This window comes from Streptomyces sp. NPDC020983, from assembly GCF_044333485.1.
Taxonomy (GTDB): domain Bacteria; phylum Actinomycetota; class Actinomycetes; order Streptomycetales; family Streptomycetaceae; genus Actinacidiphila.
The window spans coordinates 228,354-248,179 of record NZ_JBIRRA010000001.1 but is presented as its reverse complement, the minus strand read 5'-3'; the positions used below and the strand labels follow the sequence as shown (position 1 = coordinate 248,179).

Annotated in this window: 16 protein-coding genes; 7 read left to right on the top strand and 9 right to left on the bottom strand. The window is 75.1% G+C overall.

All coding sequences use genetic code 11. From position 1 onward, the window contains the following. Positions 1-59 precede the first annotated feature (59 nt). The 6 genes from ACH4SE_RS01165 to ACH4SE_RS01140 all read right to left on the bottom strand — a co-directional run bounded on the left by ACH4SE_RS01165 (position 60) and on the right by ACH4SE_RS01140 (position 9,229). Complete coding sequence (locus ACH4SE_RS01165) at positions 60-1,262, bottom strand: peptidase S8 (protein ID WP_398541161.1); 1,203 nt, start codon at positions 1,260-1,262, stop codon at positions 60-62. Positions 1,263-1,528: 266 nt separating this feature from the next. After that, positions 1,529-3,052, bottom strand: coding sequence for an MFS transporter (locus tag ACH4SE_RS01160; protein WP_398541160.1), 1,524 nt, complete (start codon positions 3,050-3,052; stop codon positions 1,529-1,531). Between the two features lie 151 nt (positions 3,053-3,203). Next, entirely contained in the window at positions 3,204-3,845 is a 642-nt protein-coding gene (locus ACH4SE_RS01155) for a TetR/AcrR family transcriptional regulator (RefSeq protein ID WP_398541159.1), read from the bottom strand. Between the two features lie 134 nt (positions 3,846-3,979). Further along, the gene (locus tag ACH4SE_RS01150; protein ID WP_398541158.1) at positions 3,980-4,618 is read right to left on the bottom strand and encodes a GNAT family N-acetyltransferase; all 639 of its coding nucleotides are present in this window, start codon (positions 4,616-4,618) and stop codon (positions 3,980-3,982) included. Positions 4,619-4,748: 130 nt separating this feature from the next. Next, positions 4,749-8,357 (bottom strand): choice-of-anchor D domain-containing protein, encoded by a 3,609-nt coding sequence (locus ACH4SE_RS01145; protein ID WP_398541157.1) that lies wholly within the window; start codon positions 8,355-8,357, stop codon positions 4,749-4,751. A 407-nt stretch (positions 8,358-8,764) separates the two neighbouring features. Beyond that, positions 8,765-9,229, bottom strand: coding sequence for a MarR family winged helix-turn-helix transcriptional regulator (locus tag ACH4SE_RS01140; RefSeq protein ID WP_398541156.1), 465 nt, complete (start codon positions 9,227-9,229; stop codon positions 8,765-8,767). 107 nt (positions 9,230-9,336) lie between these two features. On the opposite strand from ACH4SE_RS01140, the gene ACH4SE_RS01135 reads away from it, so the two are divergent. The 5 genes from ACH4SE_RS01135 (at position 9,337) to ACH4SE_RS01115 (ending at position 13,057) form a co-directional block, all read left to right on the top strand. After that, the gene (locus tag ACH4SE_RS01135) at positions 9,337-10,203 is read left to right on the top strand and encodes a haloalkane dehalogenase (RefSeq protein WP_398541155.1); all 867 of its coding nucleotides are present in this window, start codon (positions 9,337-9,339) and stop codon (positions 10,201-10,203) included. A gap of 88 nt (positions 10,204-10,291) precedes the next feature. Then, positions 10,292-10,642, top strand: a complete 351-nt coding sequence (locus tag ACH4SE_RS01130) for a hypothetical protein (protein WP_398541154.1) — start codon at positions 10,292-10,294, stop codon at positions 10,640-10,642. Between the two features lie 5 nt (positions 10,643-10,647). Next, positions 10,648-11,517 (top strand): alpha/beta hydrolase, encoded by an 870-nt coding sequence (locus ACH4SE_RS01125; protein ID WP_398541153.1) that lies wholly within the window; start codon positions 10,648-10,650, stop codon positions 11,515-11,517. A 10-nt stretch (positions 11,518-11,527) separates the two neighbouring features. Continuing rightward, a complete protein-coding gene (locus ACH4SE_RS01120; RefSeq protein ID WP_398541152.1) occupies positions 11,528-11,860 on the top strand; it encodes an MmcQ/YjbR family DNA-binding protein in 333 nt (110 codons plus the stop codon). Between the two features lie 159 nt (positions 11,861-12,019). Continuing rightward, positions 12,020-13,057, top strand: coding sequence for an SGNH/GDSL hydrolase family protein (locus tag ACH4SE_RS01115; protein WP_398541151.1), 1,038 nt, complete (start codon positions 12,020-12,022; stop codon positions 13,055-13,057). 20 nt (positions 13,058-13,077) lie between these two features. Here the strand turns inward: ACH4SE_RS01115 and ACH4SE_RS01110 are convergent, their stop codons facing one another. Together ACH4SE_RS01110 and ACH4SE_RS01105 are read right to left on the bottom strand one after the other, a co-directional pair. After that, on the bottom strand, positions 13,078-13,743 hold the full coding sequence (locus tag ACH4SE_RS01110; protein WP_398541150.1) for a response regulator: 666 nt from the start codon (positions 13,741-13,743) through the stop codon (positions 13,078-13,080). Next, positions 13,716-14,996 carry a sensor histidine kinase gene (locus ACH4SE_RS01105; protein ID WP_398541149.1) on the bottom strand — a complete coding sequence of 427 codons (1,281 nt, stop codon included), beginning with the start codon at positions 14,994-14,996 and terminating at the stop codon, positions 13,716-13,718. The genes ACH4SE_RS01110 and ACH4SE_RS01105 overlap by 28 nt, the downstream gene beginning before the upstream one ends. 133 nt (positions 14,997-15,129) lie before the next feature. Here ACH4SE_RS01105 and ACH4SE_RS01100 point away from each other — a divergent pair, with 133 nt between their 5' ends. Then, complete coding sequence (locus tag ACH4SE_RS01100) at positions 15,130-15,891, top strand: ABC transporter ATP-binding protein (protein WP_398541148.1); 762 nt, start codon at positions 15,130-15,132, stop codon at positions 15,889-15,891. Continuing rightward, positions 15,888-18,299, top strand: a complete 2,412-nt coding sequence (locus ACH4SE_RS01095) for an FtsX-like permease family protein (RefSeq protein ID WP_398541147.1) — start codon at positions 15,888-15,890, stop codon at positions 18,297-18,299. Before ACH4SE_RS01100 ends, ACH4SE_RS01095 begins: the two co-directional genes overlap by 4 nt. 160 nt (positions 18,300-18,459) lie before the next feature. Here ACH4SE_RS01095 and ACH4SE_RS01090 read toward each other — a convergent pair whose 3' ends face one another. Beyond that, positions 18,460-19,791: an Ig-like domain-containing protein gene (locus ACH4SE_RS01090; protein WP_398541146.1), complete on the bottom strand. Its 1,332-nt coding sequence runs from the start codon at positions 19,789-19,791 to the stop codon at positions 18,460-18,462. Positions 19,792-19,826 lie beyond the last annotated feature (35 nt).

Sequence of the window (19,826 nt, the reverse complement as noted above, 5' to 3'; positions counted from 1 at the left end):
CACGGAACCGCCCCCGCGGCAGGTCTGCCGCGGGGGCGGTTCCGTCCGCCGGGCTCCGGTCAGAAGGCGCCGGTGCCGTTCGGGGTGCCGAGGCCGGTGGGGCCGTCCCAGCCGGTACGGGCCTTGCACCACTGCGACGTCGAGCAGCTGCCGTTGCTGCCGGAGGTGACGTCGAAGAGCGAGGTGGAGTGGGTGTAGGGGTAGTTGTTGTCGATCGAGCCGGTGTTGCCGGCCAGTCCGTAGACCGAGGCGATGATCGGGGACGACACGCTCGTGCCGCCGAAGACCATCCAGCCGGAGGAGCCCTGGTAGGCGGTGCTGTCGTAGACGGCGACGCCGGTGGAGGGGTTGGCGACGGCGGAGACGTCGGCTTCGGCGCGCTTGGAGCAGCCGGTGGCGAAGGACGCGGCGCCGCTGAGGGCGGTGTTGTAGCTGGAGCAGCCGCTGCCGGCGCCGCTCCAGGCGGTCTCGGTCCAGCCGCGGGTGGTGGAGGCGGTGTTCAGGGTGGTGCCGCCGACCGCGGTGACGTAGTGCGAGGAGGCGGGGTAGCTCGCTCCGTAGCCGGAGTCGCCGGAGCTGGCGGTCACGGCGATGCCGGGGTGGTTGTAGTAGGAGCCGTAGCTGGAGTCCGAGGCGTCGGAGCCGCCGTAGCTGTTGCTGATGGCGACGACGCCGGGGGTCGCGGCGGCGCGGTTCACCGCGGCACCGAGGTTGGCGAAGCTGGACGTCTTCGCTTCGACGAGCAGGATGTGGCAGTTGGGGCAGATCGCCGAGACCATGTCGATGTCGAGCGAGATTTCCTGCGCCCAGCCGCCGTCCTTGGCCGGGTAGCTGGTGCCGCCGTTCTGGTCGATCTTCTTGAAGCAGCCGTTGGCCGTGGTGCAGGCAGGAAGCCCGTACTGGGCGCGGTAGACGGCGAGATCGGCCTCCGCGGTCGGGTCGTCGTAGGCGTCGACGATCGCGACCGTACGGCCGCCGCCCGCCGTCGAGGAGGGCAGCTTGTAGGCGGACTGGAGGCTGGAGGGCCCGTAGCCGGAGGGGGTGGCGTTCGGTGCGACCGTCTTCGCCGCGGCGATGTCGGTACGGACGATCGCCTGGCACGAGGCGTGCCCCCGGGCGGGGGTGGCACACGAGTGCGCGGTCGACTGGCCGGAGCCGGCCGCCGCCTGGGAGACCCCGGCGGGGCCGATGATCGCGAGCGGAACGGCCGTCAGGGCGGCCACTCCCATGCCTAACAGCTTGGCGCGTGCGCGCAGGTGCATCTGACTCTCCTCGGGGTTGTGGCCGATCGGGGTGTCGGCCCCCGGCGGTCACCCGCGCCCGGGCGCCCGGTCGGGGCGGTCCGGGGCGGAAGGCCGCCGCACAGGCTGGTGCAGTGTGCAGGTGTTGTCAGGTACAGCGCAAGAGGGACTGTGCGGTGAGGGGAGCGGCATGAGCGGTTATCGGACGCACGCGGCCTGCCCGGACAGCCCTCCGCCCCGCCGGGAACGGGACCCGGCGGGGCGGAAGGGGTGAGGCGGTCGGACGGTCAGTGCACGACCACCGGGACCTTCTCCGCCTCCGCGGCCTCGCCGGACGGGGTGTCCGAGCCGGAGGCGACGCGGATCGAGGACGGGCGGGGTGCGCGGACCACGGTCAGGGCGATCAGGGCCGCGGCGGCCTCGATCGCGAAGGCCCACCAGATCGCGTGGGTGTAGCCGTGGACCAGGGCGTGGGACTGCGTGAGCTTCGCGGCCGCCGGGCCCGCCGCGTGGTGGGCGGCGAGGTAGGTGGTGGTCGCGGAGGCGGCGAGCGTGTTCAGCAGCGCGGTGCCGATCGCGCCGCCCACCTGCTGCGAGGTGTTGACCATCGCCGACGCCACACCCGCGTCACGCGGCTCGACGCCCGAGGTGGCCAGCGACATGGCCGGCATGAAGGCCGTCCCCATGCCCAGGCCCAGCAGCACCAGGCCCGGCAGGATCACGCCCGGGTAGGAGGAGCCGACGCCGAGCCGGGTCAGCAGCAGCATCGCGACCGCCGCGGTGGCGAAGCCGGGGGCCATCAGGGCGCGGGCGGGCAGCCGGTTGACCAGCCGGGCGCCGATCTGCGTGGAGCCGATCACGAAGGCGGTGACCATCGGCAGGAAGGCGAAGCCGGTGCGCACGGCCGAGTAGCCCTGGACGACCTGGAGGTAGTAGGTGAGGAAGAGGAAGACGCCGAACATCCCGATGATGGCCAGCGCGAGCGAGGCGTAGACGCCGCCGCGGTTGCGGTTGGCGACGACGCGCAGCGGCAGCAGCGGGTGCCGCACCCGGGACTCGACGGCGACGAAGGACGCGAGCAGCACCACCGAGCCCGCCAGCAGCGCGATCGTGGAGGCCGCGGCCCAGCCCGCGGACTCCGCGCGGGTGAAGCCGTAGACCAGGGAGATCAGTCCGAGGCTGGACAGCAGCACGCCGGGGATGTCCAGCGGCGAGCGGTTGCGGCCGCCGGCCGGCTCGCGGATCACGAAGTAGGCGCCGAGCGCGGCGATCACCGCGAAGGGGACGTTCACGAAGAAGGTCCAGCGCCAGTCGAGGTATTCGGTCAGCACACCGCCGAGCAGCAGGCCGACCGCACCGCCGCCGCCGGCGATGGCGCCGAAGATGCCGAAGGCCTTGGCGCGTTCACGGGCGTCGGTGAAAGTCGTCGCGAGCAGCGACAGCGCGGAGGGCGCGAGCAGCGCGCCGAACAGGCCCTGCGCGGCCCGTGAGCCGAGCAGCATCGCCTCGTTGGTGGCGGCGCCGCCGATCGCGGAGGCCAGTGCGAAGCCGGTCAGGCCGGTGACGAAGGCGCGCTTGCGCCCCCACAGGTCGGCGATGCGGCCGCCGAAGAGCAGCAGCCCGCCGAAGGCGAGTGCGTAGGCGGTGATGACCCACTGCTTGTTGGCGTCGGAGATGCCGAGGTCGTGCTGGGCGCTCGGCAGCGCGATGTTCACGATGGTCGAGTCGAGTACGACCATCAGCTGGGCGAGGGAGATGAAGACGAGTGCTTTCCAGCGCCGCGGGTCGGGCTGGAGCGCGTTTTCAGGCATGAGGGTGTCCACTTCGGTACGCAATGCGGTGGGCCTGCGGCGGGCCGCGGCTGAAAGAGGCAACAAGGGGCCGGGCGCTCGGCTGTCGTGCCGTCGCGCCGGTGTCGGCCGGTGGCCGGGCGCTCCGTCGCGCCCGCGGGAGTTGTCGGGACTACTGCTGGTTCGTGAGGCCGTCCAGGAAGAGCTGGAGGTGGCGGTGGACGTCGTCGCCCGGGCAGTCGACGCCGGGCAGCGGGCGGGTGAGGCGGGACAGGACGACCATGAGGTCGGTACGGGTCACGCCGGCGCGCAGCGCCCCGGCACTCCTGGCCCGTGCCATCAGTTCCTCGACAGCCGCCTCGAACCGCGCTTTCTGGGCGGTCAGTTCGGGGGAGTGGGCGTCGGCGCGGCCGACGAGCAGGCCGCACAGGGCGCCGACGTTCTCGTCGACGGCGGCGTGCGCGAAGCGGCCGAGGGCCGCGGACGCGTCACCGCCGGCGGCGACGTTCGCCGCCTCCGCCACCGCGCGGTCCGCGGTGCGGGTCACGACGCTCAGCAGCACGGCGTGCGCGAGCGCGTGGCGGTCGGCGAAGTGCCGGTAGAGGGTCGCGTTGCCGATGCCCGCGCGCCGGGCGATCTCGTCGAGCGGGGCTTCCGGCCCGTACTCGACGAACGCGTCGCGCGCGGCGGCCACGATCCGCTCGCGGTTGCGTACCGCGTCGGCCCGCGGCCGGTGCGGCCTGGCCCCTCCGGTCGCCTCCCCGGTACGCGCGGTGGGACCCGCGGTCTCGGTCGTGTCTGCCACGGTGGTCACGCCGGTCGCCTCCTTCCACGTCCGTGTCGGCGATCCGGGGACGTGCTCCCCGGATTTTCATTCACGTGCATGTAACGGGGAAGGAGTCCCCGCATATTTCCCCGGGGGAAAGTGACCTGCGTCACGCGGCCGTCTCAGCGGACGTGCAGGGACTCCGCGCCGGCCGGCCGGAAGCCCGCGGACTGGAAGGCGCGGACGGAGCGGGCGTTGCCGGGGGCCAGCTGGGCCCATACGGGGCCGGGGGCCAGATGGCGGGCGGCGGTCGCGAGGGCGGCGCCCAGACCGCGGCCCCTGGCACCGGGCTCCACCTCGACCGCGGCCTCCCAGCGCCCGGCCACACCGCGGCCCAGGACGAGCACACCGCGGCCGCCGTCCGCCGTCCAGACCCGTACACCGTCGCGGTGATCCAGCGCGCGGGCCACCCGCGGGTGCGCCGGGTCGTCGGTCACGGCCAGGGGGAGCGGCGGCGGACCGGGCAGCGGCTGCGCGACGGCGAGCAGGTCGATCGTGCCGGTGCGGCGGCCGGCGCGGTCGAGCAGCGCGGTCAGGAAGCGGGGGTGCAGGGCGGCCGACAGCGGGTCGCCGTCGGCGGCGGCGAGCTGCGCGCGGACCCACGCCGGGTCCTCGTCGGTGAAGACGACGGAGTGCGCGGTGAAACCGATGACCCCGGCGTCGCGCTCCGCGTCCTGCGGCACGATCGTCGTCCCGCCGTCCGCGGGCGGGAACGCCCCGCGGGCCGCGTCGTCCAGGATCTCGCGCAGGGTGCGTTCCATGGGGTGGAGCGTAACGGGGTGCCGTGGGGGGCCCGCGCGCGTACCGCTCCCGCGGCACGGAAGGGACAGCGCGCGGTGCCGCCGGGTCCTGTGCACCCGGCGGCACCGCGCGTCACGCAGGCCCGGACGGTCAGGCGTTCCAGACCTGCAGCTCGGACAGCTGGGCGGCGGGCCAGCCGTCGTTGGCGGTGACCGTCACCCGCACGTAGCGCGCGGTCGCGGCCGGGAAGGTGATCGTGACGGTGTTGCCGGCCCCCGGCGTGAACGCGTAGGCCGCGGACGCCTTGAGCGTGCTGAAGCCCGAACCGTCGGTGCTGCCGGTCACGGACAGCGTCTCGTTGCGCGCGCCCCAGCCCGCGGGCAGCTGGAGGACGACCTTGCCGACGCTCGCCGCCGAGCCGAGGTCGACCTGCGCCCACTGCGGGAAGGCGTTGTTGGCGCTCTCCCAGTAGCTGGCCTGGTTGCCGTCCGTGAGGTTGGACGACGGGTAGACGTCGGTGTGGCTGGACTCGCTGGTCGCGCGGCCGGCCGCCAGGTTGGTGCTCGCCGAGCCCGTGCCGGTGCCGGAGAGGGCCACGGTGGTGGGGCTGTTGGACGCGTTGCCGGTGACCGTGAGGGTGCCGGTGCGGGTGCCGGACGCGGTCGGGGTGAACTTCACCGCGACCGTGCAGCTGGCGCCCGCCGCGAGCGACGAGCCGCAGGTGCTCGTCTGCGAGAAGTCACCGGACACGGCGACCGAGGAGATGGCGGCCGCCGCCGAACCGGTGTTGGTGAGCGTCACGTTCTGCGCGGCACTGGTGGTGCCGGGCGCCTGCGTGGCGAAGGTGAGCGAGGACGGGTTCGCCGAGAGCGTCCCCGACGCCGGGGTGGTGCCGCCGCTCGGGAAGACCTGGAGCGCCGACAGCTGGGCCGCGCTCCAGCCGGTGTTGGCGGTGACGTTGATCCGGACGTAGCGTGCGGTGGCCGCCGTGAAGGTGATGCTCACCGTGTTGCCGTTCGCGTTCGGGTCGAACGTCCGCGCCGCCGGGGCCGACAGCGTGCTGAAGCTCGAACCGTCCGTGGAGCCCAGCACGGACAGCGTCTCGCTGCGGGTCGCCCAGGCCGTGGACGGCGGCAGCTTGAGCGTGACCTTGCCGACGTCGGTGGCCTGGCCGAGGTCGACCTGCACCCACTGCGGGAAGGAGCCGGCGCTCTCCCAGTACGTCGACGCGTCCGCGTCGGTGACGTTGCCGGCCGTGTAACTGCCGTTGGACGAGCTCGCGGTGGCCGGGCGGCCGACCGCGATGTCGGTGCTGCCGTCGATGCCCGCCCCGCTCAGCGCCACCGTGGTGGGGCTGTTGTTGGCGTTGCTGGTGAGCGTGAGCGTGCCGTTGCGGGTGCCGCCCGAGGTGGGCCTGAAGGCCACCGTCACGGTGCAGGACGCGCCGACGGCGAGCGAGGAGCAGGAGCTGGACTGGGTGAAGTCACCGGTCGCCGCCACCGAGGAGATGGTGGCCGCGGTGGTGCCGGAGTTGGTGACCGTCACCGTCTGGGAGGCCGCGGTGGAGCCGACGACCGTGGCCGGGAAGGACAGGCTCGCCGGGTTGGTGTTCAGCACCGGGCCGGGCGCGGTACCGGTGCCCGACAGCGCGACGGTGCTGGTGCTGCCGCCCGCGGTGACGGTGAGGGTGCCCGTGCGCGGGCCCGCCGCGGTCGGCCTGAAGGTGACGCTGACGGTGCAGGAGCCGTTCGCCGGGACGGAGCTGCCGCACGTGTTGCTCTGCGCGAAGTCGCCGGAGGTGGACAGCGCGCTCACGGACGCGGCCGAGCCGGTCGGGTTGGTGACGGTCACGGTCTGCGCCGCCGAGGCCGAACCGGTCGCCACCGAGCCGAAGCTGAGCGCGCCCGGGCTCGCCGTCACGCCGCTCGCCGGGTAGGGCGGGAAGACCGGGGTGGGCCAGCCGCCGCAGAAGGGCGTGCCGGAGATGCCGGAGTTGCCGCCGCCGTCGGTGACGGCGAAGTTGCCGCCCTCGCAGGAGTAGACGGGGCTGGACGCGCCCACGCCGGTGGCGGTGACGTCGGTGAACCTGGCGGCGCCGCCGGTCTGCTCCTGGAGCGCGAAGGTGCCGGTGCCCGCGATGGTGACGTTGCTGAGGCTGACCCCGGAGACGGTGCCCTCGACCCACTGAACGGCCTCGTACGGACTCTGCTCGATCAGCGCGTTGCTGACGTTGATGGGGCCGTTGATCGCGCCCTGCGAGCCGTCGAACCACAGCGCGCCCACGCCGAACTGCCAGTTCGGGTCGAGGCTGCCGGCGCGGATGATCGTGTTCCCGGTGATGGTGGTGGTGCCGACCGGCGTGGAAGTGAAGCGCTGGCCGACGTGGATGCCGCCGCCCTGCGCCAGGCCGGTGTCCTGCACCAGGTTGCCGCTCACGGTGTTGTCGTGGCCGCCGTAGATCGCGATGCCGTTGGCGAGGATCTGCGTCTCGACGGTGTTGTTCGAGATCGTGTCGTTGGCGTCGGCGCCGAGCGAGGAGTCCGCCCAGGTGGCGATGCCGTCGTCGCCGGTGTTGCGGATCTCGCTGTTGGTGACGGTCGAGTTGGTCACGCCGCCGTGGAAGTTGATGCCGTCCGCGGTGGTGTCCCGGATCCGCACGGCGCTGAAGGTCAGCTTGTCCATCGGCCCGTCCATCCAGGCGCCGACCTTCATGTGGTCGATCCACACCCGGTCGACGGTGGAGTTGCTGAGCGCGCCGCCGATGCCGTTGACCTGCGCGCCGTCGTTGCGCTCCTGGACGTCGCCGAAGATCGCGAAGTCCTTGAGGTGGACGCCTGTGCTCGGGTTCGGCTGGTAGTTGCCGTAGAAGCCGGGCGCGGCGCCCGTCACGGTCGAGTACCACATGCCCGCGCCGGCGATCGTCACGTTGTTGACGGCGATGTGCCCGGGGATCTTGAACGTACCCGGCGGGATCCACACCGTGCCGCCCGGACCGGCCGCCGAGATCGCCGCGTTGAAGGCCGCGGTGGAGTCGGCCGCGCCCGTCGCGTCGGCGCCCTTGCCCGTCACCGACACCGAGCCGGACGGCTGTGCGAGCGCGCCGCCGACCTGTTCGAAGTCCGCGAAGTCGAGCGTCGTGGCGGTGCCGCCGGAGGGCACGGTGAGGGTGAAGGTGGTGCCGGCCGGATACGTCTGCGGCAGCAGCCGGTGCACCTCGTCGTAGAAGTGGTGCGGGTTGCTGCCCGGCGAGTTGGTGAACGGGTAGCTGCCGTAGTACCAGCTGTAGGCGTTGGTGAGCGTGAAGTCCTGCTGCGCGGCGCCGTTGATCGCGAACGACAGCGGGGCGGTGTAGACCGAGCCGCCCGAGGTGTCCGGGATGCTGTAGCGGAAGTCGATCGAGTTGGTCGCCACCGGCGTGGTGAAGGTGACGTACTTGCCGCTGCCCGAGAGCGTCACGGCCTTGCGGTACGAGGCCTCGTCCGCGAGCTGACCCGCGGCCCAACTGGGCCCGATCACGGTGCCGTTGGTCGCGGAACTCTCCGCCTGGACCTCGACGTAGGGCAGGTTCGCACCGCTGCCGCCGGTCGCACCGGCCGCGTACGCGGGCGGGCTGCCGAGGGCGAGCAGCCCGCCGCTGGTCAGCAGTGCGGTGCTGCCGGCGACCGCGACGGCCCGGCGCAGCCGCGGACCGCCCGTACTGCCACCGCCCGGCGGACCCTGTCTTCTGCGGCGTGGGGGGAGGGGGGACATGCGGAACATCACGTGCTCCTTTCGGGCGCAGACCGCGATCTGCACCGGTGGGGGATGGAGCGTCGACGCAAGGGGCACCGTAATGTCGCGGATACAGCACCGCAATATCCGTGCTCCGCATTGATAGAAAGTAACTTTCTTGCGCAAGATTCTGCGTTGAGCGGAGGCAGTGACCGGAGGGGAGGATTCCGCCGTAACCGGTCGGCGCGCGTGTGCCTGCCGGCCCCTCATGACGTTCCGCATCGCCCCGCCGAGCGCGGGCCCGAAGCGTCACGGCCGCTGCCTCCCGGCCCCTGGCGGGGTCCCGGCCGCGACCGTACGCCGCGATTCCGCACGGTCCCGGGCCGGATCACGCCGCCCTGCTCACGGCCGGCGGTTCCCCCGGGGGGCCGGAGCCGGAGGTGCGGGCGACGGGCTCACATCGGGTCGCCGTGGTGGGCGACCAGCAGGCCGAGCATGCGGGTGAGTTCGGCGCGTTCGGCGGCCGTCAGGGGGGCCAGGACGTCGTCCTGGAGGTCGGCGAGGAGGGCGTCGATGCGGGCGAGGCGGCGGTGGCCGCGGGGGGTGATCGTGACGACGTTGCGGCGCCGGTCGGACGGGTCGGGGGTGCGGGCGACGTAGCCGGCGCCGGCGAGCTCGTTGATCGCCGCGACCATGTCGGAGCGGTGGATGCCGGAGCGGTCGCTCAGCTCCGCCTGGCTCGCGGGGCCGAATTCCTGGAGGGCGGCGAGCACCGCGTAGTGCCATTTGTGGGCGCCGACCGTGGCGAGCCCGTCGGCGATCCGCCGGTCGCTCCACATCCCGGCCAGGCCGAGCAGCCGGCTGGGCAGCGTGCGCAGCCGGGCGGGGGTGCGGCGGGCGGCGGGGGCGGGGTCGGTCATGGGGGAAGTGTAACGCCGTTGCGTTAGTCGGACTAACGATGTACGTTCGTTCGCGTCACAAACGTTCGTCCCACCAACGTTTCTGCCCGATCCAGCGAAGGCGCCGCATGCCCACCGTCAACGTCCTCGACTCGACCATGTACTACGCGGAGTCGGAGCCCTCCGCCCCCGGCACCCCGTACGTCCTGCTGCACGGCAACCCGGGCAACTCGCACTCCTGGCGCAAGGTCCTCCCCGGTCTCGCCGGGCGCCGGGTGCTGGTCCCCGACCTCATCGGCATGGGCCGCTCCGGGCGGCCCGACATCCCGTACCGCCTCGCCGACCACGCCCGCTACCTCGACGCCTGGTTCGACGCGCTCGGCCTGGAACGCGTCGTGCTGGTCGGCCACGACTGGGGCGGCGTCCTCGCCTTCGACCGGGCCGCGCGGCACCCCGGAGGCGTCGCGGGCATCGCCTTCTTCGAGACCTTCCCGCGCCCCCTCGACAGCGCGGAGCTGAGCCCGCGGTCCGTCGAGCGCACCCGCATGCTGCGCACCCCCGGCACCGGCGAGGCCATGATCGCGGGCGACAACCAGCTCGTCCGCTCGGCCTTCTCCGGCGGCGTCCTGACCCCCCTCTCCGAGCCCGACCTCGACCTCTTCCTCGCCCCCTACCCCACCGAGGCCGACCGCCGCCCGCTCCTCGCCTGGGCCCGCCAGCTCCCCGTCGACGGCGAGCCCGCCGACACCGTCGCCCGCATCGCCGCGTACGGCCCCTGGCTCGCCTCCTCCCACGACGTCCCCAAGCTCCTGATGACCTTCACCGGCTCCCCGACCCTCGGCATCACCGACGCGATGGCCGCCTGGTGCGCGTCCCACGTCGCCGCCCTGACCACGGTCCCCTGCGGCGAGGCGGGCCACCACGCGGCGGAGGACCGCCCGGCGGAGATCGCGGCCGCGGTCACCGCGTGGGCGGCGAAGGAGGGCCTCGGGTGAGGCGGCCGGAGCGGACCTTCCCGCCCGGGCGGGCCCCGGTCCGGACGGTGCCGCCGGGCGGGCGGGGTGCGGTGCCTAGACTGCCGGCGTGCCGGAACTGTGGAACGAGACGGGCCAGGCGCACCGCGGCGCGGCCCGTGACACGCCGCCGGGCGCCACGGTGCTCGCCGCCGGGCGCGGCCTCACCGCGGTGACGGTGCCGCGGATCGCCGAGCGCACCGGGAACGGCCGGGCCACGCCCCGCACGGACGTCCCGGACGCCGAGCAGGTCCCCGCCGCCGGGCGCGAGCACCCGGTCGCCGCCCACCCGCCGCGGCGCACTGCGGCGGGCCCGAGGGCGGCCGTCCACCGCCCCGTGCGGGCCCCGCGCACGAGGCGCCGGGGCGGGACGGGTCCGCACAACCCGCGTGCCCCGCGCCGTACCCCCGCGGGGAGGTGACCGCCGTGCTGCCCCCCGACTTCCTCGACCGGCTCCGGGCCGGAGCCCGCGACCGCGCCGCCACCCGGCCGCGCGGGCCCGAACTGCCCGCCGTCCGCGACCTGGTGGGGCCGGGCGGTCTGCGCCTGCGGGCGTACCGCTGCACGGCGGAGGGGCCGGGCACCGCCTCCCCCGCCCGGGAGGGCGTCCCGCTGGTCGTCTACCTCCACGGCGGCGGCTTCGTCTTCTGCGACCTCGACACCCACGACCGCACCTGCCGCCGTCTCGCACGCGCCTGCGCGGTGGACGTGCTCGCCGTCGACTACCGCCTCGCGCCCGAGCACCCGCACCCCGCCGCGCTGGAGGACGCCCTCGCCGTGCTGCGGTGGGCGCGGCCCGCGGCCGTGGCGGGGGACAGCGCGGGGGGCTTCCTCGCGGCCGCCGCGTGCCTGGCGCTGCGGGACGAGGGCGGGCCGCTGCCGGGCCTCCAGGCACTGGTGTGCCCGAACACCGACCTGACGCTGGCACAGCCCTCCGTCGCCGAGAAGGGCACCGGTCATGGGCTGGACGCCGACGCGCTCGCGTACTTCGCGTCCGCATACGTCCCGGACCCCACGCGCCGCGCCGCCGTCAGCCCGCTGCACGCCGCGGACGTCTCGGGGCTGCCGCCCGCGCTGGTCGTGACCGCCGAGCACGACGCGCTGCGCGACGAGGGCGACGCGTACGCCCGGCGCCTCGCAGGCGCGGGCGTGCCCGTACGCCACCGGTGCGAACCGGGCCTGCCGCACGGCTTCATCCAGGGCATGGACCTGACCGACCCGGCCGCCGCCGCGGCCCACGACCGCCTCTTCGCCGACCTGCGGGCACTCGTCCCGCGCGGCGGGGCCGCCGGTTAGCATGCGGAGAATGCTCGGTCCCGAAGACGTCCGCCGTATCGCGCTCTCGTTCCCGCTCACCGCGGAGAAGGAGCTGTGGAACATCCCGACCTTCCATGTCGCGGGGCGGATGTTCGTCACCGTGCCGGACGACGGGACGTCGTTCGCGGTGCGCTGCCCGCGCGCCGAGCGGGCGGAGCTGATCGCCTCGGAGCCGGGCAAGTTCTGGGTGCCCGCGCACGAGGCGCACTCCTCGTGGGTACGGGCGCGGCTCGCGGCCCTCGACGACCGGGCCGAGCTGCACGACATCCTCCTGGACTCCTGGCGCCAGGCGGCCCCGCCGGACCTCGACGCGACCGCCTGACCGCCGTCGCGGGCGGCGACACGATAGATGTGACGATTCGGCGGGCGCCCCGCGGCGGGTCCGGCTGTGCGGTGATGTGCGGTGTCACGCCGGGTCCGCCCCCGGGCGGCCCGCGTGCCGCGACGGGGCCCGGCGCCGTCCGCTCACGCCGGAGGAACCATGCCGCACCCCGTACCGCGCCCGCGGGCGCTCGTGGTGGGACTGGCCGCGGTGGCACTCGCCGCGCTGCTCCAGCCGGCCGCCGCCGGCCGTGCCGGCCCGTACGAGTGGGCGGCGCTCGGCGACTCGTACACCGCCGGGCTCTTCATCGGCGCCCCGCAGCCCCCGCTGGGGGATCCGGCGCGGGACGGCTGCGACCGGACGGCGAACGCCTACCCCGACCTCGTCGAGCGGGGGTTCGCCGCCCGCCCGCCGGACAGGCCGGTGCACCTGACCGACGTCGCCTGCGACAACGCCGACATCGGCGACGTCACGAGGGAGCAGCAGCAGCCCACCAGCCCGGTCGATCCTCCCGGCGGCGACCCCGGTGCCTGGCCCCCGGTGGCACCGCAGATCCGGCGGGCCGGGCTCGGCGAGCGGACGGGAGTCGTCACCGTCGGCATCGGCGGGATCGCCCTGCCCTTCGGCGAATGCCTGGAGCTCAGCCTCTCCCACCTGTCGTGCCGGGAGCACTTCACACATCCGCCCGCGGGCGAGGAGGGACTCGGCGCGAGGCTCGCCCGGATCCGGGACGACTACCGCCGGATGCTCGGCGACCTGCACCGCGCGGCGCCGCGGGCCACCGTGGTCACCGTCGGCTACCCGGCCGTGCTGCCCGAGCGGGGCGGCGTCTGCACCGGGGGCCCCACGCAGCTGGGCCCGATCGGCCCGGCCGACATCGACTGGCTGCGCGACGACGTCCTGAAGGCCCTCAACAGGATCATCCGCCAGGAGACGGCGAGGCGGGGCGGCGTCTACGTCGACCTCTACACCTCCAGCGTCGGCCATGACGTGTGCGAGCCCGAGGACGCCCAGTGGATCGAGGGCATCTGCGGTGACGCCGGGCCCTTCTGGCCGGCCGCCCCGCCCGCCGGCCTGCCCTTCGACTGCGCCTCCCTCGGCAAGCGCGCCACGCTGCTCCACCCCAACGCCAGGGAGCACGCCAACGCCGCCCCCCTCGTGGAGCGCGCCGTCCGCGCGGCGCTCCTCGGCGGCTGACGCCCGGCCGGGCGGCGCACTCAGGCGCGCAGGAACGCGAGGACGGCGAGCACCCGGCGGTGGGTGTCGTCCGTCATCGGCAGGTCCAGCTTCGTCAGGATGCTGCCGATGTGCTTGCCCACCGCCGCCTCGGAGACGACGAGTTCGCGCGCGACGGCCCGGTTGGAGTGGCCCTGCGCGACGAGTGCGAGCACCTCGCGCTCGCGCGGGGTGAGGCGTTCCACCGGGTCGCGCCGCCGCCGCAGCAACTGCCGTACGACCTCGGGGTCGACGACCGTGCCGCCCGCGGCGACGTCCTCGACGGCGGCGACGAACTCCTCGACCTGGCCGATCCGGTCCTTGAGCAGGTAGCCGACGCCGCCGCCGTCGCCGGAGTCCAGCAGGTCGGCGGCGTAGGCGCGCTGGACGTACTGGCTGAGGACCAGCACCGGCAGGCCCGGGTGCCGGGTCCGCAGGGCGACCGCCGCGCGCAGGCCCTCGTCCTGGAAGCCGGGCGGCATGCGGACGTCGGTGAGCACGATGTCGGGACGGTGCTCCGCGACCGCCGCGGTGAGGGCGGCCGCGTCGCCGGCCTCCGCCACCACCCGGTGGCCGAACCGAGTGAGCAGGCCGGTCAGGCCGTCCCGCAGCAGGACGCTGTCCTCGGCGACGACGACGCTCAGCCCGCGGTCGGGGTCGGTCGGCACGGGATCTCCACTCGCAGTCGGGTCGGACCGCCGGGCGGGCTGGTCAGGGCCAGTGTGCCGGACACCACCGCGACCCGGTCGGCGAGTCCCGCCAGCCCGCTGCCACGCTCCGGGGCGGCCCCGCCGCGCCCGTCGTCGCGGACGTCGAGGCTCAGCAGGCCGCGCGCGTAGCCGCCGGTGAGCTCCGCACGGCCGGCGTGGCTGTGCCTGGCGACGTTCGCGAGCGCCTCGCACACCGCGTAGTACGCCGCCGCCTCGACGGGCGGCGGCAGCCGTACGTCCAGGTCGAGGCGGACGTCCACGGGGACGGGGGAGCGTTCGGCGGCGTCCGCGAGGGCCGCCGCCAGACCGTAGTCGGCGAGCACCCGCGGGTGGATGCCGTGAATGAGGTCCCGCAACTCCTCCAGCGCGGCGCCCGCCTGCTCGTGGGCCTTCGCCAGCTGCTCGGCCAGCGGCCCCGGCGGGGCGTCCAGGCGCGCGAGACCGAGCGTCATCGTCAGCGCGACCAGCCGCTGCTGGGCGCCGTCGTGCAGATCGCGCTCGATGCGCCGCCGCTCCGCCTCGAAGGCGTCCACCAACCGCACGCGGGAACGCGTCAGTTCGGTGACACGGGCCTTCGCGTCCGCCGGTACGAGCAGCGCGCGGGCCGCCGCAGCCCGTACGCCCGCCGCCGCGCCCACGACGTAGCCGCCCGCAGCGAGGCCCAGCAGCCCGAGCAGCGCCACCCCCACGGCGGGCGGCCAGCCGTGCACCGTCCAGGACTTGAGCACCTTCGTCGAGGTGCCGCCGTTCAGCGCGAGCATGGCCGGCGCCGCGAGCAGCGCCCCCGGTACGAGCACCGCACCGGCCAGCACGAGCGCGTCGAGCGGCCACAGCACCAGCGCGAGCAGAGCGGCGTAGCCCAGTTCGCGCCACGTCGCGCCCTCCCGGGCCCGCGCCAGCGCCCAGCTCCCCGGCCCCGGCGCGGGAGGCTCCCGGTGCGGGGAGGGCGCGGGGCCCGCGTCCACCAGGCGCATCCGGCGCCGCTCCAAGGCGCCCACCGGAAGGCCCGAGAGGGCTGCGAGCGCCAGCACCGGCAGGCCCACGAGCGCGAGCGACAGCACCCCGCCCACGGCCAGCAGCAGGGCCAGCACCACGAGCGTCAGCACCCCCGCGGGCACCCCCGCGGCCAGGTACGCCGCCGCCCGCCACGGCCACGCCGACACCAGAAAACGCCCCCTGGCCAGGGCCTGCCACACAGTACGGTCACGCATGCCGCCACCGTAGGAGCCCGCCCCCGGCCCCCGCGACCGGGCGGGCCCCACCTCCGGGGTAGTGCCAGGCATACCCCCAGGACTCGCCCCAGCCGTGATGTCCCCGCCGCCCGCGCCGAGTTGGCTGGAGGGCATGAACGAAGACGTGCTCACCCTCCACGAGGTCAGCCGGACCTACCCGGCCGCCGGGGGCACCGTGACGGCCCTCGACAAGGTGTCCCTGCGCTTCGCCCGCGGCACCTTCACCGCCGTCACCGGCCCCTCCGGCTCCGGCAAGACCACGCTGCTGCACTGCGCGGCGGGCCTCGAACGCCCCACCGCGGGAACGGTCACCCTCGACGGCACCGACCTCACCCGGCTGCGCGACGCCCGCCTCACACGGCTGCGCCGCGAGCGCATCGGCTTCGTCTTCCAGGCCTGCAACCTGCTCCCCGGGCTCACCGCGGCCCAGAACGTCGCCCTCCCCCTCCGCCTCGCGGGCCGCCGCCCCGCCCCCGGCGCCGTCCACGACGCCCTCGCCGCGGTCGGTCTCGCCGACCGCGCCCACCACCGACCCGCCCACCTCTCCGGCGGCCAGCAGCAACGCGTCGCGCTCGCCCGCGCGTTCGTCACCCGCCCCGCCGTCCTCTTCGCCGACGAGCCCACGTCCGCGCTCGACGCCCGCGCGGCCGGGCACGTCCTCACCCTCCTCCGCGACATGGCCCTCGCGGGCAGCACGGTCGTGATGATCACCCACTCCCCGGCCGCCGCCGCCCCCTACGTGACGGGCACGATCGCCCTGGCGGCGGGCCGCGTGACACCGGCGGCGCCATGCGGGCCCGGCCCGGCGGGCGGAGTGCCCGGCGGTACCGCGCCCCGCGCGGCGGGCACGGCCGGCGGGGTGGTGACGGCGTGAACTCCTCCCGCGCCCGCTGGGCCACCGTGGCGGCCCTCGTCGTCGCCGGCGGCCTCGTCTGCGCACTGCTCCAGGCGCTCGCCTCCGCCCTCGCGGGCCCGCCGCCGGGCACCCCGCAGCGTTTCGCCCACGCCCGGGCGGTGGTCAGGGGCGACGCCACCTTGCGCGTACCCACCGCGCACGGCACCCGTACCACCGCCCTCCCCGGCCCACGCCCCCTCCCCGCGTCCCTGCTCCAGGAGCTGAGCGCCCTCGGGGGCGTGGTCGCCGACCGCTCCTTCGCCGTGCGGACCACGAGCGCGGGCGCCCCCGCAAATCTCACGGGCCACCCCTGGTCCACCGCACCGCTCGGCGGCTACCGCCTCACCGGCGGCCGCGCGCCGGAGGCGCCCGACGAGGTCGCCGCCGGCGGCAGCTGGGCCGCGCCCGGCACCGCCCTCGGCACCTCCCGTGGCACGGTGCACGTCGTCGGCACCGTGGAGGCACCCCGCCCGTTCGAGCACGCCCTCTTCTTCACCGACGCCCGCGCCGCCCAGGTCTCCCCGCTCACCTTCCAGGTGGCCGTCGACGCGGATCCGGCCGCGGTCCGCCGCGCGGTCCGGGCGAGCGCGCCCGGCGCGACCGTGCTGACGGGCGCGGCCAGGCGCGCCGCCGACCCGGACGCGGCGGCGGACCGCACCGCCCTGACCGGCGTGGAGGTCGTCCTCGGCACAGCGGCGGGCGTGACCGGCTTCGTCGTCGTCTTCGCGGTGTCGTCCGTGACCGCCCTCGCCGTGGCGGCGCGCCGCCGGGAGTTCGGGCTGCTGCGGCTCGCGGGCGCGACCGCGGGCAGGCTGCGCCGGCGCGTCCTGGCCGAGCAGTTGCTGATCGCCCTGCCCGCGTCCGCGGCGGGCTGCGCGCTCGGCGGTGCGTACGGCGCGGGCGCGCTGGCCCGCTGGATGACCGGCGGAGGCCTCGCGCCCCCGTGGTTCGCCGCGGGCGGCGGCCACGTGTGGCCGTACCCCGCGGCGGTGGGCACCGCGGCCGCGGCCGCGCTGTGCGGCAGCGCGGCCGCCTCGTGGCGCGCGGGCCGCACCGCACCGGCGGAGGCCCTGAGGGAGGCGGACACACAGCTCCGCGCCCTGACCCGGGGCCGGGCCCTCGCGGGCGGCGCCCTGCTGCTGACGGCGCTCGGCCTGACCACGTATTCCCTGTACGCCGACCCCGCCGACCTGCTGCACCGCAAGTCCTACGTGAGCCGTCCGATGCTGCTCGTCGCGGCCGCCGCGGCGCTGTCGCCCGCGCTGGTACGCCCGCTGCTGCGGCTGCTCGGCGCACACGGCCGGCTCGTCCGGGCGCAGGCGGCCGCGGCGGCGCAGCGGACGGCCGCGGTGGCGGCACCGGTCGTGGCGATGGTGGCGCTCGCGGGCGCGCTGCCCGGTGCGGTGGCGACCGTGAACGCCGCGAAATCCGCGGAGATCGCCCGCGCGACGACCGCCGACCTCGTCCTGACGGCGCCGGGCGGCCTGGATCCCGCCGAGCTGGCCCGCGTCCGCACCGCGTCCGGCGTCCGTACCGCCTCCGCCGAAACGCCCGCACCCGTCACCACACTTGAGGACGGGGTGGCGCTGGTCCGCGCGCAGGGCTGGGCCGTCGACCCGGCGACGCTGCCGGAGACCGTACGGCTGCCGGTCGTCGCGGGCAGTCTCGCCGGCCTTGACGACGGCTCGATCGTCGTGAACACCGAATGGCAGCGGCACACGGTGGGCGCCACCGTGACCGTGTGGCGCGCCGACGGCTCCCCGCGCCGGCTGCGGATCGCCGCCGTCCTGGCGGAGGGCACCGGCGACAACGGCGTCTACGTCACCCCGCGCAACGCCCCGCCCGGCGCGGCCCCCACCGTGGTCCGCATCCGCCTCGCCCCGGGCGCGTCCCCCGCGACGGTCACGGCGGCACTGCGCCACGCGGCGCCCGGCGCGGACGTCCGCACCGGCCCGGCGTGGGCGAGGGCGACCGCCCCGCACGCCACCGCCGCCACCCGCCTCGGCCTCGCCCTGACCCTGGGCATCGCCCTCCTCTACGCCGTCCTCGCCCTCGCGACCGCCCAGGCCGTGTCCACGGCCGCCCGCGCCCACGAGCTGACGCTCCTGCGCCGTTCCGGCGCGACCCGCCTGCAGCTCCTCCGCCTGACGGCGGCGGAGTCCCTCCTCCCCGTCGCCGTCGGCGCCACCCTCGGCGTCCTGACCGCCGCGCTCCACCTCGCCGTCCTGCACGCCGCCCTCGCCCGCCTGTCCGCCCCGGGTCCCCTGGCCGTCCCCTGGCCCGAACTGGCCCTGGCGACCGGGACCTGCGCGGCAGCCGCGGCGGCCGCTGCCGTGATCCCGGTCCTCTTCCGCTTCCGCCCGACCGGCGGCCGGGCCCGCCCGTAGCGCTTCCGCTAGTGCCCGGGGGGTGCCCGCGCCGTGGCCGGGCGCCCTCCCCGCGGTGAGCCCGGCATGCGGAACCCCGCAGGCCCCGCCCGGCGCGGTGGGCGCGGGGCGGGGCCTGCGGGGCTGCGGCAGGGGAGGCCGGGAGGGCCTCAGGGGTGGATCAGTGCTCGACCCACTCGGACCAGGACATGTTCCAGCCGTTGAGTCCGTTGCTCGGCTGGATGGTCTTGTCCGGCGAGTTGACGACCTGGACGACGTCGCCGATCAGCGAGTTGTTGTAGAACCACGCCGCCGGGGTGCTCGGGTCGTTGCCGCCCTTGACGTCGTGCAGGCCGACACAGCCGTGGCTGGTGTTCTCGTGGCCGAAGGTCGACGAGGGGCGCCAGTAGTTGCCGTGCGCGAAGGTGCCGGAGTCGGAGAGCCGCATGCCGTGCGGGACGTCCTTGATGTGGTAGGCGTTGCCCAGACCCACGGTCTGCGAGTCCATGTCCACCACCTTGGACTTCTCCTCGATCACCATCTTGCCGTTGTAGGTGGTGTGCTGGGCGTCGCCGAGGCTCGCGGGCAGGGTGCGCAGCACCTTGCCGTTGCGGTAGACGGTCAGCGTCTTCGCCTTGTTGTCGGCGACCGAGGTCTGCGAGCGGCCGATGGTGAAGGAGACGTCCTTGTACTGCTTGCCGTAGGTCGTCTTGGACATCTTCACGCCGTCCAGCTTCATGTGCAGCGTGACCTTGGTGCCGGGCGCCCAGTAGGCCTCCGGGCGGAAGTCCAGGCGCTGCGAGCTGAACCAGTGGCCCTCGACCGGGACGCTGGGCTCGGCGGTCACGGTGATCGCGTGCCGCACGTCGGCCTGGTTGGTGACCGCATGGTTGAAGCGGATCGACACCTCCATGCCGACGCCGTACGTGGCGTTCGGGTTGACGTTGAAGATGCCGTAGTTGGTGGCCGAGTCGCCCGGCGTGAGGGTGGTGAAGGACGACTGGCTGGTGGCCTGCTTGCCCTTGGCGTCCGTCGCCGTCGCGGCCACCGAGTACTGCGTGCCCGTGCGCAGGTTGCCCTTCGGCGTCCAGCTGGCGCCGTCCGCGGAGATCGTGCCGTCGACCGCGGTGCCGTCCTTCGCCGTGACGGTGACCTTGGTGAGCTTGCCCTGCGCCGCCGCCACCTTGAGCCCACCGGCCGTGTCGACGCCGGTCGCGCCGTTGGCCGGCGTCACGGTGAGCTTGGCCTGCGAGGCGTTGTCCGCGGACTGGCCCTGGGCGGCGGAGCCGTTCTTGCCGCCCGGCGAGTCGGAGTGCGCGTCCGCGTTGCCGCCGCAGGCCGCCGCGCCGAGCAGCACCGCACCGAGCGCGAGTGCCGTCATGCCGCGCCGGACGCGCCGCCCGCGGGTGCCGAATATCTGTGAAGTGCCCGATATCGCCCGGGTTGCCCAGCCGTCAGGCGCGGCCGCCTCCGCCCCGGTGGCGGTGCTTGCCGCCGTCTTCTCCGTCATCACTCTCGTGTCTCCCCATTTCCGCAAAGGTCGCACTC

Coding starts and splice junctions, on each gene's coding strand:
- ACH4SE_RS01165 (WP_398541161.1), bottom strand. CDS start 1,262: ATGCACCTGCGCGCACGCGCCAAGCTGTTAGGCATGGGAGTGGCCGCC.
- ACH4SE_RS01160 (WP_398541160.1), bottom strand. CDS start 3,052: ATGCCTGAAAACGCGCTCCAGCCCGACCCGCGGCGCTGGAAAGCACTC.
- ACH4SE_RS01150 (WP_398541158.1), bottom strand. CDS start 4,618: ATGGAACGCACCCTGCGCGAGATCCTGGACGACGCGGCCCGCGGGGCG.
- ACH4SE_RS01145 (WP_398541157.1), bottom strand. CDS start 8,357: ATGTTCCGCATGTCCCCCCTCCCCCCACGCCGCAGAAGACAGGGTCCG.
- ACH4SE_RS01140 (WP_398541156.1), bottom strand. CDS start 9,229: ATGACCGACCCCGCCCCCGCCGCCCGCCGCACCCCCGCCCGGCTGCGC.
- ACH4SE_RS01135 (WP_398541155.1), top strand. CDS start 9,337: ATGCCCACCGTCAACGTCCTCGACTCGACCATGTACTACGCGGAGTCG.
- ACH4SE_RS01120 (WP_398541152.1), top strand. CDS start 11,528: ATGCTCGGTCCCGAAGACGTCCGCCGTATCGCGCTCTCGTTCCCGCTC.
- ACH4SE_RS01115 (WP_398541151.1), top strand. CDS start 12,020: ATGCCGCACCCCGTACCGCGCCCGCGGGCGCTCGTGGTGGGACTGGCC.
- ACH4SE_RS01105 (WP_398541149.1), bottom strand. CDS start 14,996: ATGCGTGACCGTACTGTGTGGCAGGCCCTGGCCAGGGGGCGTTTTCTG.
- ACH4SE_RS01100 (WP_398541148.1), top strand. CDS start 15,130: ATGAACGAAGACGTGCTCACCCTCCACGAGGTCAGCCGGACCTACCCG.